General features: G+C 64.4%; 14 protein-coding genes. 4 read left to right on the forward strand and 10 right to left on the reverse strand.

All coding sequences use genetic code 11. The features are described 5' to 3' along the window. Nucleotides 1-99: 99 nt before the first annotated feature. The gene (locus ACZ6YA_RS12470; protein WP_465897407.1) at nt 100-546 is read left to right on the forward strand and encodes a universal stress protein; all 447 of its coding nucleotides are present in this window, start codon (nt 100-102) and stop codon (nt 544-546) included. Nucleotides 547-649: 103 nt separating this feature from the next. Here the strand turns inward: ACZ6YA_RS12470 and ACZ6YA_RS12475 are convergent, their stop codons facing one another. From ACZ6YA_RS12475 to ACZ6YA_RS12490, 4 genes are read right to left on the reverse strand one after another with little or no spacing between them, the layout of a single operon-like run. Next, nucleotides 650-1,510 (reverse strand): efflux RND transporter periplasmic adaptor subunit, encoded by an 861-nt coding sequence (locus ACZ6YA_RS12475; RefSeq protein WP_465897409.1) that lies wholly within the window; start codon nt 1,508-1,510, stop codon nt 650-652. A gap of 10 nt (nt 1,511-1,520) precedes the next feature. Beyond that, the gene (locus ACZ6YA_RS12480; protein WP_008097766.1) at nt 1,521-1,721 is read right to left on the reverse strand and encodes a DUF1656 domain-containing protein; all 201 of its coding nucleotides are present in this window, start codon (nt 1,719-1,721) and stop codon (nt 1,521-1,523) included. Next, nucleotides 1,711-3,888 carry an FUSC family protein gene (locus tag ACZ6YA_RS12485; protein WP_465897411.1) on the reverse strand — a complete coding sequence of 726 codons (2,178 nt, stop codon included), beginning with the start codon at nt 3,886-3,888 and terminating at the stop codon, nt 1,711-1,713. Before ACZ6YA_RS12485 ends, ACZ6YA_RS12480 begins: the two co-directional genes overlap by 11 nt. Further along, nucleotides 3,885-5,414, reverse strand: coding sequence for an efflux transporter outer membrane subunit (locus ACZ6YA_RS12490; RefSeq protein ID WP_465897412.1), 1,530 nt, complete (start codon nt 5,412-5,414; stop codon nt 3,885-3,887). The genes ACZ6YA_RS12485 and ACZ6YA_RS12490 overlap by 4 nt, the downstream gene beginning before the upstream one ends. A 180-nt stretch (nt 5,415-5,594) precedes the next feature. Here ACZ6YA_RS12490 and ACZ6YA_RS12495 point away from each other — a divergent pair, with 180 nt between their 5' ends. After that, entirely contained in the window at nt 5,595-6,542 is a 948-nt protein-coding gene (locus ACZ6YA_RS12495) for a LysR family transcriptional regulator (protein ID WP_465897413.1), read from the forward strand. A gap of 162 nt (nt 6,543-6,704) precedes the next feature. After that, nucleotides 6,705-7,679: a 2-hydroxyacid dehydrogenase gene (locus ACZ6YA_RS12500; protein ID WP_465897414.1), complete on the forward strand. Its 975-nt coding sequence runs from the start codon at nt 6,705-6,707 to the stop codon at nt 7,677-7,679. Here ACZ6YA_RS12500 and ACZ6YA_RS12505 read toward each other — a convergent pair. After that, on the reverse strand, nt 7,676-8,572 hold the full coding sequence (locus ACZ6YA_RS12505) for a DMT family transporter (protein ID WP_465897415.1): 897 nt from the start codon (nt 8,570-8,572) through the stop codon (nt 7,676-7,678). The genes ACZ6YA_RS12500 and ACZ6YA_RS12505 overlap by 4 nt on opposite strands. A 244-nt stretch (nt 8,573-8,816) precedes the next feature. On the opposite strand from ACZ6YA_RS12505, the gene ACZ6YA_RS12510 reads away from it, so the two are divergent. After that, nucleotides 8,817-9,692: a helix-turn-helix domain-containing protein gene (locus tag ACZ6YA_RS12510; RefSeq protein ID WP_465897416.1), complete on the forward strand. Its 876-nt coding sequence runs from the start codon at nt 8,817-8,819 to the stop codon at nt 9,690-9,692. Between the two features lie 108 nt (nt 9,693-9,800). On the opposite strand, the gene ACZ6YA_RS12515 is transcribed toward ACZ6YA_RS12510, so the two are convergent. From ACZ6YA_RS12515 to ACZ6YA_RS12535, 5 genes are all read right to left on the reverse strand, one after another. After that, complete coding sequence (locus tag ACZ6YA_RS12515; RefSeq protein ID WP_465897417.1) at nt 9,801-12,191, reverse strand: TonB-dependent siderophore receptor; 2,391 nt, start codon at nt 12,189-12,191, stop codon at nt 9,801-9,803. A gap of 184 nt (nt 12,192-12,375) precedes the next feature. Next, nucleotides 12,376-13,611 carry a sigma-70 family RNA polymerase sigma factor gene (locus ACZ6YA_RS12520; protein ID WP_465897419.1) on the reverse strand — a complete coding sequence of 412 codons (1,236 nt, stop codon included), beginning with the start codon at nt 13,609-13,611 and terminating at the stop codon, nt 12,376-12,378. A 4-nt stretch (nt 13,612-13,615) separates the two neighbouring features. Beyond that, a complete protein-coding gene (locus ACZ6YA_RS12525; protein ID WP_465897420.1) occupies nt 13,616-13,942 on the reverse strand; it encodes a DUF3325 domain-containing protein in 327 nt (108 codons plus the stop codon). Then, entirely contained in the window at nt 13,942-15,516 is a 1,575-nt protein-coding gene (locus ACZ6YA_RS12530; protein WP_465897421.1) for a PepSY-associated TM helix domain-containing protein, read from the reverse strand. Before ACZ6YA_RS12530 ends, ACZ6YA_RS12525 begins: the two co-directional genes overlap by 1 nt. Next, nucleotides 15,513-15,818, reverse strand: a complete 306-nt coding sequence (locus tag ACZ6YA_RS12535) for a DUF3649 domain-containing protein (RefSeq protein WP_465897422.1) — start codon at nt 15,816-15,818, stop codon at nt 15,513-15,515. Before ACZ6YA_RS12535 ends, ACZ6YA_RS12530 begins: the two co-directional genes overlap by 4 nt. Between the last annotated feature and the right edge of the window lie 24 nt (nt 15,819-15,842).

The following is a 15,842-nucleotide window of genomic DNA, read 5'->3' on the forward strand; positions in this document are numbered from 1 at the left end:
CGCTCCCACATGGTGTGTGGGGATTCCTGTGGGAGCGGGCTTGCCCCGCGAAGAGGCCAGTGCAGTCGATCGAATAGCCAGCTTCAGCAAGGATCCCGCATGCCCAGCCCCGTCCTGATCGCCATCGACGCCTCCCCTGCCTCAACCGCCCTGCTCAATCTCGCCCGCCGCTACTGCCGCCCCGATGAACACGAACTGCACGTGCTGCTGGCCATTGACTCGACCTTTGCCGTGCACGACAAACCCGCTCCTTACACCCCCGAAGAACTGGAGGAATACCCCGCTGCATGCGAGGAACAGCGCCTGGGTGACCGCGCCGTAGCGGAGGCCGTTCAGACTCTGCAACAGGCCGGCTTCACCAGCCAAGGCTGCATGGTTGCCGGGCAACCGGTCGAGGCCATCGTTGGCAAGGCGCAAGAGCTGCGGTGCGAGCTGATTATCATGGGCCACCGGCATCTGTCGCGGCTGGGGCGGTTGCTGGATCCGTCGATCAGCGCGAAGGTGATTGATCGGGTTCAGGTGCCGGTGTTGGTGGGGGCTGCGTAGATTGCTTGGCGGTGTGGCTGACAAGTGCATGTCGTAAGGCTTGCAGCGGTCTTAAGATCGAGCGCCGCGCGGGCGGCGCTCGATCTCACAGTCTAAACACCTCTCAAGGCATGCCCGGCTTCACCACCACCGTACACGTCGTCCCCGCCGCCAGCAAAAACCCGTCCGGCACTTCATCGATATGAATCCGCACCGGCACCCGCTGCGCCAAACGCACCCAGTTGAAGGTCGGGTTCACATCGGCGATCAGCTCGCGGCTCTGCGGGTTGTCGCGGTCGTAGATGCCCCGGGCGATGCTCTCCACATGCCCCTTGATGCGCTCGCCGCTCATCATCTGCAGCTCGGCCTGGTCGCCGACCTTCACATGCGGCAGCTTGGTTTCCTCGAAGAAGCCGTACACCCAGAACGAGTTTTCATCGACCACCGCCATCACCGCCTCACCGGTTCGCGCGTAGTCACCCTTGTGGATATTCAGGTTGGTCACATAACCATCGACCGTGGCGACGATATGCGTGCGCTTGAGGTTCAACTCGGCCGCCGCCAATTCAGCCTGGGCCTGTTGGTAATCGGCCAAAGCGGAATTGGCGATGTTGCTGGCGTCGTCGCGGTTTTCCTTGGAGATCACCAGGTTGTCCATGTCGGCGCGGCGCCTTGCGTTGACCTTGCGCATCTCCCAGGTCGCCTTGCGGGAGGCAACCATGGCCTTGGCCTGGTCGACCGCCAGCCGATAATGCTCAGGGTCGATCTGGATCAGCAGGTCGCCCTTCCTCACCCGCTGGTTATCCTTGACCGGTACTTCTACCACATAGCCCGGCACGTCGGCGGCGACGTTGATGATGTCGGCGCGCACGCGGCCGTCGCGGGTCCACGGCGTGGTCATGTAGTGCAGCCACAACTGGCGACCGATCACCACGGCAGCGGTCAGCACCAGCAAGGTGGCGATCAGGCTGAAGAACTTTTTCATCGAAGGTTTCTCACCAGTAGAGCGACAGCGCCAGGGCGCCGAACAGGCAGACGAACAGGGAAAGGCGCAGCAGCGCCGGGTGCCAGAAGAAGCGATAGCCATCATGGCTGGCGATGAAGCGGTCCAGGCCCCAGGCCAGGCCCAGGGCGAACAGGAACATCAAGGTCATGGTGGGCATGTACACGCCATGGAAGGCGATCTCACGGGGCATGGTGCAGTCCTTTCGCCGGTGCCAATGGCGACTGTGGGTCGAGCAGGGAGGAGCGGATGAAGTGCAGGTAGCTCTGCGCGCGCCGCAGCACCGAGGTGTCGAAGTGCCGGGCAAAGGGTTCGTCGGTGGCCTGCACGCGGCTGATGGCGTGATCCACCGCCACCAGCGCGCGTTCGTGGTTGCTGACGCTGGGCTGCAGGAACAACCGCGCCAGGGCTCGGCCCATGACGCGGATTGCCTGGCGCCATGGCTGCGACTCGGCATAGGCCGGGTGGATCGGCGCACGGGCCTGTTCCTTGCGCAGTTCGATGATCGCGTGGCCGATCTCCAACACGGTGAACATCCAGCCCATCAGCGTGCTCTGCACCTGCGGTTTGCCAGCGGCCAGGCCATAGGCTTGGTGCAGCAGGTCGCGGGTGCGGCTTTCGAAGGCTGAGCCGAGGCCACGCAGGCGCCCGCTGATGGCGAACAGCACCTGCTCGCGCAGCTCCTGCTCCAGGCGGCTCCACAGCCAGCGGCTGTTCGGCGGCAGGACGATTGCCCCCGCGGCGGCGCAGACGAACATGCCGATGACCATGCCGATGTAGTCATTGATGAAGGTGTAGGGGTCGTACACGGTCAGGTTGTTGGGCACCGAACCGATGGCGAAGAACACCAGCAGGCCAATACCGTAACCCGCGTAGGCCGGCCGCGAGGACAGGAACGCGCCGAGCACGAACACCGGCGCCAGCACCATGCACAGCAACGGAAAACCGTCGATCCAGGGGAACACGAAGAAGGTTTCGAAGAAGCCGATGAACGCGCCGATTGCCGTGCCGCAGGCCATCTGGAACGACATCCGTTTGGGGTTGGGCGATGCCGCCGAGAGGCCCACGGTTACCGTGGCAATCAGGGTCATCATCGCGCCGCTGGGCCAGTCGCTGAGCAGCCAGTAGCTGCCGAGCAGCAACAGCACCGCCGAGGCGCGCACCCCAGCGGCCAGCGACACCAGCCAGCTGGTCTGGGCCACGTAGGGCTCGTCCCACTGCTCGCGTTCGTGCTTGTGCGCCGCCAGCGAGGCGTGGGTTTCGGCGTAGCTGTACATCTCGTCGACGAAACGGTAGAGCAGCTCGAAGGCGGTGTGGAAGTCGAGCAGGTCAGACTCGCTGGGCTCGCTTTGCAGGTACTCGGTACGCAGGCCACGGACCTGCGCCTGCAGGCCCTCTTTGTAGGCCGCCAGTTCCAGCGTCAGGCGCAATGCATCGGCGTCGGTCAAAGCCCGGCCGACATAGGGCTGAAGCAGCTCGACCAAGGTGTTCAGGCCTGGCTCGATGGCCCCGACGATCTGCAGCGGGCCGCGCGCGCGCAAGCGTTCGAGCAAGCGGTGCAAGGCGTTGAAGCGCGTGGTGATGGCCATGAACTCGCTGTTCATGCGCACCAGGCGGCCACTGCGCCTGCGCATGTGCGGGTCTTCGAAGGCGGTGACGTTGCGCAGGCTTTCAAGGCCCACCGCCTCGGCGATGAAGCGCACGTTGCTGGTTTCGAAACGGTCACGCTGACTGTCACCGCGCAGCGCCTCGACCACTACCCCGGCGAACACGCCAAAGCGCTGGTACAACGCGTTGCGCATGGCGGCGCTGGCCGATTGCGGCAGGATTGCGGCGCTGACGAAGGTCGACACGAGAATCCCCAGGGCAATCTCCAGCACCCGCCACACGGCCGCCATGAATGCCTGGTCAGGGTGCTGCAGCACCGGCAGGCCGATCATCGCCGCCGTGTAGCCGGCCAGCACGAAGCCATAGGCGCGGAAGGTGCGGTAGCGCATGGCACCCGCCGAGCACAGGCCCACCCACAGCGCCAGGCTGGGCAGGAACAGCTCGGTGTTCTGCGGGAAGATCGCGATCAGCGCCACCATCATCGCCGAACCGGCCAGCGTGCCGAGCACCCGATAGAAACTCTTGGCGAACACGTGGCCGCTTTGCGGCTGCATGACGATGAACACGGTGATCATCGCCGTGCGCGGTTGCGGCAATTCCAGGCGCATGGCCAGCCACAGGGTGATGAACGCGGCGGCCAGCACTTTGAAGATGTAGACCCAGGTCACCCCATCGGTGCGCGCCCAGGCGAAGAAGCCCCGGCGCCACTCCAGGCTGTACAGCCAGCGCAGCGGCAGGCTTGACGTGCTCATTCGGCGTGGTCCGCTTTACGGTCGAAGATGGCCAGCGTGGCCGGCGTTTTCGGTACGGCCTGGCGTTCTTCTTCCGGTACGTCCTCACCGGCCTGCAAGCCACCCCCCAACGCGGTCACCAGCTCGGCATGGGCGACCAGGCGCGCAGCCTGAACCCGCTGTTGCACCTGTTGCTGACGGAATAGCAAAGTCTGCGCGTTGAGTACGTTGAGGTAATCGGTAAGACCACGCTGGAAGGCGACCATGGCGATGTCGTAGGTTTTCTGGGCGGCGGCCACCGATTCGGCGGCGAAATGCGACTGCTCCTTCATCGACTCCCGACGGATCAACTGATCGGAAATGTTCTTCAGCGCGCCGATCACTGTCTGGTTGTATCGCGCCACGGCCACGTCATAACCCGCTGCGGCAACGCCCAATTGCGAGCGTAACCGGCCGCCGTCGAAGATCGGCAGGCTGATGGCCGGCCCCACGTTGTAGTTGAACTTGCGTCCGCTGAGGAATTCCAGCGGCCCGCCCCCCGTGGCCATGAAGCCGAGGCTGCCGACCAGGTCGACATTGGGGAAGAAGCCGGCGTGGGCGACGTCGATACCCCGCGCCTGGGCGGCCACCTGCCAGCGGCTGGCGACCACGTCGGGGCGCTGGCCGACCAGTTCGGCCGGCAGTGTCGACGGTAGCTTCAGCGGGGCTGCGAGGGTCAGGCTGGGGCGCTGGAGCTGCGCGCCCTCCCCTGGCCCTTTCCCTGCCAGCGCCGCCAGCTGGTTGCGGGTCAGGGCAATTTCTTCGTCGAGGCTGTCGAGCTGGCGGTGGGTTTCAGGCAGCGGCGCTTCGGCCTGGCTGACCTCGAAATGGGTGCCGATGCCGCCATCGAGGCGGCGCTTGGCCAGGGCCAGGATCTGCTCTTGCTGCTCGAGCTCGGCCTTGACGATGTCGCGCTGGGCAAAGTGCAAGCTCAGCTGGATGTAGGCGCGCACCACGTTGTTCTGCAACTCCAACCGCGCCTGGCGGGCCTCGGCGACGCTCATGTGCGCCTGGTCCACCGCCTGTTCGCTGGCGTTGCGTTCGCCGCCCCAAAGATCGAGGGCATAGCTGAAGCCGATGGCGGCGTTGTTGTCCCAGGTGTTGGCACCTGACAGGTCGCCGGGGCCGTAGAATTGATCTTCTGGCCAGTTGTGGCGCTTGAGTGCCGCCTGGCCGTTGGCCTGGAGGTTTTCTGCCGATTCGATCACGCCGGCCATGGCCTTGGCTTCGCGCACTCGCGCCGCCGCCATGGCCAGGCTCGGGCTGCCGGCCACGGCCAATGCAAGCCAATGGTCCAGTTGCGGGTCGCCATAGGCGTGCCACCATTGCTGGTCGGGCCAGTGGGCGTCGGTGGCGGCTTGGCGAATGGCCGCGTCAGTGGTCAAGGTATTGGCTGGCAGCGTCTTGCTTTGCGGGGCAATACCCCAGGTTCCGATACAGCCGCTCAAGGTGAGGCTAAGGGCACAGGCACTGAACGCTTGAAGCGTTCTGATGATGCGACGCGGCACAGCTGCGATTTCCCGAGGAAGAGGTGGAGGGGCCGAGCAATTCTAGGGGGCCGTCGCACTGGCGATAAGCGCAGATTCCTGCGAATCTTTGTTACCGAAACAGCGATAATCCGCCTTTGGTCGAAGGCACTTTTAAGTAACTTCGTGACACAATTTTGTCCTCTAGCTTGAGAGTGACCCATGGACACCCTGCAAAACATGCGTGCTTTCAGTTGCGTAGCCCAACTCGGCAGTTTCACTGCCGCCGCGGCACAACTGGATACGACCACCGCGAACGTGTCGCGGGCGGTCTCCAACCTGGAAGCCCATCTGCAAACCCGGCTGCTCAACCGCACGACTCGACGCATCGCCCTGACCGAAGCAGGCAAGCGTTACCTGATGCGCTGCGAACAGATCCTCACCTACGTCGAGGAGGCCGAAGCCGAGGCCAGCGACGCCCACGCCCGGCCTGCCGGGCAACTGAAAGTGCATTCGATGACCGGGGTCGGCCAGCATTTTGTGGTCGATGCCATTGCCCGTTACCGTGAATCGCACCCGGACGTGACCTTCGACCTGACCATGGCCAACCGCGTGCCTGACCTGCTCGACGAAGGCTACGACGTATCCATCGTGCTGGCCACTGAACTGCCAGACTCGGGTTTCGTGTCGCAGCGCCTGGGCATCACCTACAGCATCGTCTGCGCCTCGCCCGACTACGTGGCTAAAAACGGCTTCGCGCACAAGCCGGTCGACCTGCTGCAGCACGCCTGCCTGCGCATGGTCAGCCCGGTAATCCCGCTGGAAAAGTGGCTGTTCGACGGCCCGGAAGGCCAGGAACTGGTCAACATCACCAGCTCGCCGTTCCAGGTCAATTCGGCCGACGCGATGAAGACGGCGATCCGCTGCGGCATGGGCATGGGCGTGCTGCCGATCTACTCGGCCATCGATGGCCTGCGTGACGGCAGCCTGGTACGGGTGATGCCGGACTACCGCCTGCAGGAGCTGAACCTGTATGCGATCTACCCATCGCGCCAGTACCTGGATGCCAAGATCAAGACCTGGGTCGAGTACTTGCGCAACTCGCTGCCGGAAATTCTCGCCGCCCATGAGGCGGACCTGAAAACCCACGAGTTGCTGATCGCCAACTGAAAAAGCTGCTGCATTGGGGCGGTGGACAATGGTAGGTTGCTAATCAATGACGGCCTTTTCGCGGGCAAGCCCGCTCCCACAGGGTGTGCGCAATTCCTGTGGGAGCGGGCTTGCCCGCGAAAGGGCTGCAACTGACCCACCACCGCCCTGAGAAGTTGCCCGATGAAAAAGACCGTCCTGGCCTTCAGCCGCATTACCCCGGCCATGGCCGAGCGCCTGCAGCAAGACTTCAACGTGATCGTGCCGAACCCGAAACTCGGCGACATCAGTGCCCAGTTCAACGAAGCGTTGCCCGACGCCCACGGCCTGATCGGCGTCGGCCGCAAGCTTGGCCGTGCGCAACTTGAAGGGGCGGCAAAGCTTGAAGTGGTGTCGAGCGTATCGGTCGGCTACGACAACTATGACGTCGACTATTTCAACGAGCGTGGCATCGCCCTGACCAACACCCCCGACGTGCTCACCGAGAGCACTGCGGACCTTGGCTTCTCGCTGATCATGGGTTGCGCGCGGCGCACCGCCGAGCTGGACGCCTGGACCAAGGCTGGCCAGTGGCAGGCCACCGTCGGCCCGGCGCAGTTCGGCAGCGATGTGCACGGCAAGACGCTGGGCATCGTCGGCCTGGGCAACATCGGCGCGGCCATCGCCCGCCGTGGCCGCTTCGGTTTCAACATGTCGATTGTCTACGCTGGCAACAGCCGCAAGACGGCGTTGGAACAGGAGCTGGGTGCGCAGTATCGCAGCCTTGAGCAACTGCTGGCCGAAGCCGATTTCGTCTGCATCGTGGTGCCGCTGTCCGATGCCACGCGCAAGCTGATCGGCACGCGTGAGCTGAAGCTGATGAAGCCGAGCGCCTTCCTGATCAACATCGCCCGTGGCCCGGTGGTCGACGAAACGGCACTGATCGAGGCCCTGCAGAATGGCACCCTTCGCGGCGCCGGCCTGGATGTGTACGAGAAGGAACCGCTAAGCGACTCGCCGCTGTTCAAGCTGCCTAACGCACTGACCCTGCCGCACATTGGCTCGGCCACCGCCGAAACCCGCGAAGCCATGGCCAACCGGGCGATCGACAACCTGCGTGCGGCACTGCTGGGTGAGCGGCCGCAGGACCTGGTGAACCCGCAGGTGTGGAAGGGCTAACGCGCCAGAATCACCGCAGGCTTGACCCTTGGCTTGCGAAACACCAGCACATTCCCCGCCATCACCGCGACGAGCCCCAGCAACGCTGGGGCCGTCCATTGGTAGCCTTCGGCAAACGCCGACACATTCAACGCCACCAGCGGAAACAGCACCGTGCAATAGGCCGCACGCTCCGGCCCCATGCGCCCGACCAGGGTCAGGTAGGCGGTGAAGCCGATCACTGAGCCTGGAATCACCAGATACATCAGCGAGCCGATGTAACGGGTGTTCCACTCCATGTCGAACGGGATACCGCTGACCAGGCAATACAGTCCCAACATCGAAGCGCCGTAGGCCATGCCCCAGGCGTTGGTGGTCATCGGTTTGAGCCCGGCTTTCTGCTGCATGGCGGAAAGCATGTTACCGGCTGAGAAGCACAGCGTGCCGAGCAGCGCCAAGCCAAGGCCGAAGAGCGTTTCGCGGCTGGCCGCATGGTCCGACAGCTCTGGCCAGAACAACAGGCCCAGCCCCAGCAGGCCGAGTGCGCCACCACCGAGCACGTTGCTGGCGATCCTCTGGCCGAAGAACACCCGTGCGTTCAGTGCATTCCACAACGTCGCGGTAGAAAACACCACGGCGATCAGGCCGCTGGCGATCCATTGGCTGGCGGTGAGGAAGCACATGAAGTTGACACAGAACAGGCACAAGCCCTGGGCCAGGCAGATCAGGTGGCCCCGCCGGTTCATCGGTTGCAGGCGGCGGCTGAGCAGGAGGATGACAAACAGGATCAAGCCGGCCAGGGCGAAGCGGTAGACGATCGAGACCGGGATGGCGACCACGCCCAGCTGTAGTTTCAGGGCAATCCAGGTTGTGCCCCAGATCATGACTGTGAGCAGGTAGAGTGACAGGTTCATGGCGGCGGTTCCTTGGGCCTTTCAATGTCGGTGCCCGGCGCTTCGCGGGGCAAGCCCGCTCCCACAGACAGCGTTGCGCCAGTGGGAGCGGGCTTGTCCCGCGAATCGAGGGCGCAGCCCTCGCCAGGGCCATCAGTGTTCTCTCAGACCACCGTCAGCCGCTTGCACAAACTTGCGCTTTTCCCTTCAAGGCTACTGTCAGCACAGCGCAAGCGCAGTACGATGGCCATCAGAGGAAATGCCCATGACCCCACTCAACCAGTTGCAAGTGTTCAACGCCATGCACGCCTCGCCCCATGCGAAGCTGGAGCTGAGCGCGCACCTGGGTGATGGCCTGGCAGCGGCGCTGTGGCGCAACCGTGACGATGCCCGTGATTACCAGGCACCCAGCCACCACACCCTGTCGTGCTACATCGCCGACGGCACTGGCACCTTCCGCCGCCAGCGCCCGGCCGACAAGGGCGCGCCGAACAAGCTGTGCATCATGCCGGCTGGCCACGAGTCGAACTGGGTGGTCAACGGCTCGATCCGCCTGGCGCACCTGTATATCAGCGAGGCGCAGTTCGCCCTGGGTTGCGTGCGTCTGCTCGACCGCGAGCCACGGGAATTACAGCTGCAGGAGGCGACCTTTCTCGACGATCCGCAGCAGTCGCTGCGCTTTCGCCAATTGATCAGTCTGGACTGGGATGAGCCCGGCGAGCGCTTGCTGGCCAGCAGCCTGGCGCACGAAATCGTCGATCACGCGGTGCTCAGCCAGGTGGGCCTGCGCCAAGGTCTGCGCCTGAAAAGCGGGTTGGCGCCGAACCTGCGTCGGCAGTTGGTCGAGTACATCGAGGCGCACCTCGACCAGCCCGTTACCCTCGGTGAGCTGGCCGTGCGCTGCAATCTGTCCGAATATCACTTCGCACGCATGTTCCGCGTAAGTTTCGGCCTGCCACCACACCAGTACTTACTGGCTCGGCGGTTGCACCGTGCGTGTCAGTTGCTGCGCCTTGGCCAGCTGCCGCTGGGTGAAGTTGCCCTGCTGTGCGGGTTTGCCAGTGCCAGCCATTTCAGCAACCGCTTTCGCCAGGCACTCGGTGCCACGCCTGGCGATTATCGCGCAGCGTTCAGCGCTTGATTTGGGCCGCTTTGCGCCCCTTCGCGGGCAAGCCCGCTCTCACAGGGAGTGCACCTTTCCTGTGGGAGCGGGCTTGCCCGCGAAGGGCTGCAAAGCAGCCCCGATACTTCAGAACTCGAAGGTGCTGGAAAGGCTCACCTGCCGCGCATCGCCAATCGCGGCAAAGTACTGGTTCACCGCCGAGCTGTAGTAGACCTTGTCGAACAGGTTCTTCACGTTGAGCTGCAAACGCACATTGTGTTCGTCGAGCTTGGTTTCGTACGTGGCAAAGGCATCGGCGACGGTATAGCTCGGCAGGTCGAAGGTGTTGGTCGCGTTACCCGCGCGCTCGCCGACATACCGCGCTCCCGCGCCGAAGCGCAGGCGGTCGCCACCGAACAGGCTGCCGAAGTCATACACGGCCGACAACGAACCGCTGTGCCTGGCCACGTTCTGCAGGCGGTTGCCTTCAAGGTCCGGGTCCTTGGTGACCTTGGCGTCGGTGAAGGCATAGCTGCCGATCAGGCTCCAGCGCTCGCTGAGCTGTCCGGTCAAATCCAGCTCCACACCCCGTGAATTAACCTCGCCGGCATTGCTGTACACGGTCTCGCCGGTGCCGGTATCGAAGTTGGCCACCAGCACATTACGCTTGGTGATGTCGAACAGCGCCAGGGTGCCAGTCAGGCTGCCTGGCATGTCGAGCTTGGCCCCCAGTTCCCACGACTTGCCCTCTTCGGGCGCGACCGAGCCATCCAGCACCACGCCACCGGTCAGCGGGGCAATGCTGGAGTTGGGCTTGAACGACTCGCTGTAGCTGCCGTAGAACGACAACTGATCATCGACCTTGTAAACGATGCCGGCATGCGGCACCCAGGCCTGGCCGTTGCTGTCGGTATTGGCCGTGAACGGACGGCCACGGCCGGCGTACTGGTCGTACTGCTGGAAGCGCGCACCGGCCACCAGGATCCAGTGGTCGTCCAGGTGCAGCGCGTCCTGCACGAACAGCGCATCGGTACGCAGCTTGTCGGTCTGGTCGCTGTCGCTGGCGCGCACCGTGCTGCCTTCCACTTCCTGGCCGTAGACCGGGTTCACATAGCTGAAGGTGGACGTGGCGGTCTGGCGGATCAGGTCGCCGCGAAAGACCTTGCGGTCTTCGTGGTCGACGCCGAACAGCAGGTCATGCTGCATCCCGGCCAGTTCGACGTTGCCATTGAGGCTCAAGGTGGCGAACTGGTCGCGGCTCATGGCGTTGTGGGTGCCGTCGATGCTGCGTGTCAGCGTGCCCTTGGCTTCGTTGACGCCGGTCACGCGCACCTGGCTGGCGTCGTAGGTCTCGCGGTTGAAGCTGTAGCCGAAGTGCAGTTTCCAGTCGTCGGCCAGTTGATGATCGACCTCCAGGCGATAGAGGTCGGAACGGCCTTCCATGTCGTTGAAGGGCTCATCCAGGCGGCGCGTGGCCGGGATGTCCAACGGGTGGCCGTTGCGGCCGAATGCCGTGCCGCGGTCGAACGGGTAGAGAAACTCGCGGTGCTCGTAGGCCAGCACCACCTGGGTGTCCTCGCCCAGCCAGGCCAGCGACGGCGCCACCAGCGACTCGCGGTGCACGCCATAGTTGCGCCAGTAGTCTTCGTCCTCATGGTCGACGATCAAGCGGTAGGCGAGCTTGCTGTCGCCCAGCGCGCCGGTGCTGTCGAAGCCGCCGCCACTGCCGTTCTTGCCGCTGCCGTAGGTCGAGCCACGCAGGGTCAGGGCGTTGTACTGTTGAAGTTGCGGGCGCTTGCTCACCACGTTGATCACCCCGCCCGGGTCCTGGATGCCGTACAGCAGCGAGGCTGGGCCCTTGAGCACTTCTACCCGCTCGGTGCTGGCGTTGAGGCTGCGGCCCTGCACGATCGGCATGCCATCACGCATGATCGAGCCGTCGCGGTTGTCGCCAAAACCCCGCTTCATCACGGTGTCGGAGGTGCCACCGAAGTTGTTGCCCTGAGTGATGCCGCTGACGTTGGCCAGCGCGTCATCGAGATTGCGCGGGGCCTGGTCGCGGATCACCTGGGCCGGGACCACGTTAATGGCCTGGGGGATGTCCGGAGTTGGGCCCTGGCCACGCATGATCGAGGCGCTGGCGGGAGGCTGGTAGCTGTAGGCGTCCATCTGCGCGTTCACCGGGGTGGCCTGCAGGTTGAGGGCGCCGGAGGTGTCCAGCGGTTCGAGGGTCAGGGTGCGAGCGTCGACGCGGCGCCAGCTCAGGCCGGCGTTGCCCAGCAACTGTTGCAGGGCCCGCTCGGCGCTGAAACTACCATTGAGGGCCGGTGCCTGCACCGCGGGCAGTTCGAGGGTGTAGACCACGCTTTGTCCCGAGGCGCGGCTGAAGGCGTTGAGCGCTTGGGCCAAGGGTTGGCTGGGCTGGGCGAAGGTATGCAGCTGCAACTGCTCGGCGGCCAGTACCGCAGGAGCCACGGTGATGGCCGCAAGCGCAGAGAAGCCGAGCCAGAGGGGGACGCAACGCGGGGTGAACTTCATGGACGCTGACCTGTGAGAGGGTTGTGACTGCGAATGAATCGCACTTCCACCCATTACACGGATGCCACGTCCTGTTACCTCATCCGTTTTTTGAATTAATTTTCCCTGTACCGGCCTCTTCGCGGGCAAGCCCGCGCTGTACTTGTGGGAGCGGGCTTGCCCGCGAAGAGGCCAGCACCAGCAACTACCGAATAACTGTGAAACGCCCAAGAACGGTGTGCCGGGAGAAACCCATCACCTTCCCAAGCGAATCCAACGCCATGAGCGGCTCATCTACCGGGAAGCTGCCGCTGACCTTGCGCTGCCCCAACTCATCACCCAGCAATACGATCCGCCCTGGGTAATATCGCCGCAGATCCTCGACCACCTGCGCCAACGGCACCTGGTCGTAATTGAGCCAACCTTGGCGCCAGGCCATACGGCTATCGCCGTTCACGCTCAGGGTTTCTCCCGCAAGCCCTTCGGCATACGCCAGTTGCTGATTGGCCGTCAGCTCACGGGGCGCCTGCCCCTGTGCCGAGGTGACCGCCACGCGCCCGCTGCGCACGGTGACTTGTGCGCCGTGTGCCTGATCGCGCACTTCGAATTCGGTGCCGAGCACCCGCACTTGGCCACCGGCAGCCTCCACCACGAACGGCTCACCGGTGTGCGTCACCTTGAAGAATGCAGCGCCATGCAGCAGCCGCACATGGCGCTCGCCTTGCTGGAAGTCGACCGCGATAGCGCTCCCCGCATCCAGGGTTACCTGCGATTGGTCTGCCAGCGTCACCTGGTGAATCGTGTCGCGGCTGCTGAAATCGGCCTGCAGGTCCTGCAGCCAGTATCCGGGACGCCAGCCCCCGGCAACGCCTATGGCCAGCACCAGGCACGCTGCAGTGCCCAGGGCACGGCGCCAGTGCGAGGGTCTCGGTTCGGCAACACCCGCCTTGCACGCTTCGAGGGCACGCATCATGTGCTTTTCCACGGTGCTCTGGGACAGTTGCAGGGCATTGGCGATTTCGCCGTACTTCAACCCGTGAAGGCGGTTGAGCAAAAAGATCTGCCGGGTACGCTCGGGCAAGGCATGCAGTGCAGCTTCGATGCGCTGCAGGTCATGGTCGACTTCCAGCGCCTGTTCCGGTGCCTGGGCCGAGCCTGTTGGATCCAACGGCAGCGACGCTTGGGCGATGCGTGCGCGGCTACCTTCGCTGCGCAGATGATCGATGGCCAGGTTGCCAGCACAGCGCAGCAGGTAGGTATCCAGTGCCTCGACCTTGACCGCGGGGCGGCGCCAAAAGCGCAGGAACAGCTCCTGCACCAGGTCTGATGCCGTAGCACGACAGCCGACCCGGCGGCTGACCAGCGCCTCCATGCGCGCACGCTGGGCCAGGAACACCTGGACGAAACGTGCGCGGCTACTGTCGCTGTCGGGCTCGATCAAGGCGTCACCCGGCCAACACGGCCAGCAGCGGGCCCACTACCACGCTGATCGCCGCCAGCCCCAGCAACAGGCGCGGCTGGTAAGGCAGTCCGAACACCCACAAGGTCACCCCGGCCATCAGCACCGCGATCCATTCCACCAGGCCATGGGCCCAGCCGCGCTGGTGCACCGACAACACCAGCGACACCAGCAGCAACAGCCAGCCCGCCAGGCGCAGACCACGCAATTGTCCAGGTGCAGGTTTGCGCCCGAGCAGGTCGCTGAAATGTTTGTCCATCGCCAAGCACAAGGCGGCGAACCCGGCGTAACCGATCAGGGCAATGCTCAACATCAGTTCACCTCGACGGTTTCAGCCGTCGCCTTGGGCGCCCGTGGTGCGCGCTTGGCCACCGGCTTGGGCACGCGCAGCATCTTGCCTGCGGCCCAGGCCAGGAACAGGCCAGTGCCCAGCGCCGTCAGGTCGAAGCCAGCCATGGCCCAGTCGCCGTCCAGCACGGAATGATTCAGCCCCTGCCCGGTCGCCACTGCGTTGAGCAACGGCAGCGCGGCGAAGGCCAGCGCCCCCAGCCCCAGTTGCTCGCCCCAGGCCCGACGCCCTGGGCGCAGCACCGCGTGCGCCAACGACAGCAGCCAGACCACGAAGAACGTGTTCACCTCCCAGTCGGCCCGCCCTTGCATTGCCGCCGGCAGCAGCCGATTGGCCCAGAAGAACCCGGCCACGGCCAGCAGCAAGCCACTCATGCTGGCGATGTTGAGCACTTCGACCAGGCGCAGTTCGCCTGGCATACGTTCACTTTTTGCATGCTTGAGCTGGCGCTTGCCCAGCCACATCACCAGGCCCGTACCAATCACCGCAGTGCCCGCCACGCCGAACACGAAGTACAGCCAGCGCAGCCACGGCCCGGCGAAATTGCCCATGTGCAGGCCGACGATGGTGAACGAGGTCATCATCGCAGCCGTTTCCGGGGCGCCCTGGCTCAGCAGCTCACCGCTGCTGCCGTCGAACATCCAGTTGGCGCTGCGCTTGTAGGCGACATTGTCGGCCGACGCCTGGGCGAAGCTGACGCGGGCGTTGAGGTCGCCCGGGTTGTGCACCTGGATGTAGCCCATGCGCGCGCCCGGCACCTGTTCCTGCACCTTGGCGTACAGGCTGGCCAACGGCACCAATGGCGCCGCGACGTTAGCTACCTTGGGCACGTCGTCCCGGCCGAACAGGTCGTTGAAATAGCCGTTGGTATTGCCGCCATAGCTGGCCATGATGCTGGCCGGCATCACCATGTACATGAAGATCACCAGGCTGCTGTAGCTGATCATCAGGTGGAACGGCAGCACCAGCACGCCGATGGCGTTATGCCCGTCGAGCCACGAACGCTGGCCCTTGCCAGGGCGAAAGGTGAAGAACTCCTTGAAGATCTTCTTGTGAGTGATGATCCCGGTGATCAGGCCGAGGAGCATGATGAAGGCGCAGAAGGTCGACAACCAGCGCCCCCAGGGGTGAGGCATTTCAAGCTGGAAGTGGAACCGGTAGAAGAACTCGCCGCCGCGGCTGTCGCGGGCCTCGACCGGCTGCCCGGTCTGCGCATCGAGCTTCTTGCTGACAAAACCGCGCCGGCCGCCATCGGGGTCACGCCAGCCCACGCTCAACGCGGCCTCGCGTTCGCTGGGCAGGCGGATCATCCAGGTCGCGGAATGCCCGGCGTTGGCCTCCAGGTAACGCTGGGCCAAGCCCAGGCTGGCCACGGGGTCGAGGGCATGGCGGCGGACTTCCGGCTGCGTCCAGTGGCTGATCTCTTCCTTGAAGTACGACAGCGTGCCGGTCAGGAAGATGGCGAACAACAACCAGCCAAAAATCAGCCCGGTCCAGGTGTGCAACCAGGCCATCGCCTGACGGAAACCTTCCTTCATGGGTTTTTCATCCAGTAGGCGAGCCCGTTGACCAAACCCAGCAGCAGGCTTGGCAGCAACACGCCGAGCCAGGCACGCCATGCGCTGCGGCAGGCGAAGCACCAGAGAAAGGCCAACAGGTAGAAGACGAACGACAACATCATGCCGGTCATGGCCGCGTCGACCTGCGGCAAGGGTGCCAGCAGGGCGATGCAGACACTGGCCATGGACGCCAACAGGTAGCCGCCCAGCAGCGCGGCCAGGCTGCGTGAGGTCACGCCCAGGCGGTAGCTGAGGGAAAGGCCGGCGGCATTGCGCTTCATGGCGGAGGTCCGGGGAAACTCGGG

Source organism: Pseudomonas sp. NPDC090752, from assembly GCF_055584805.1.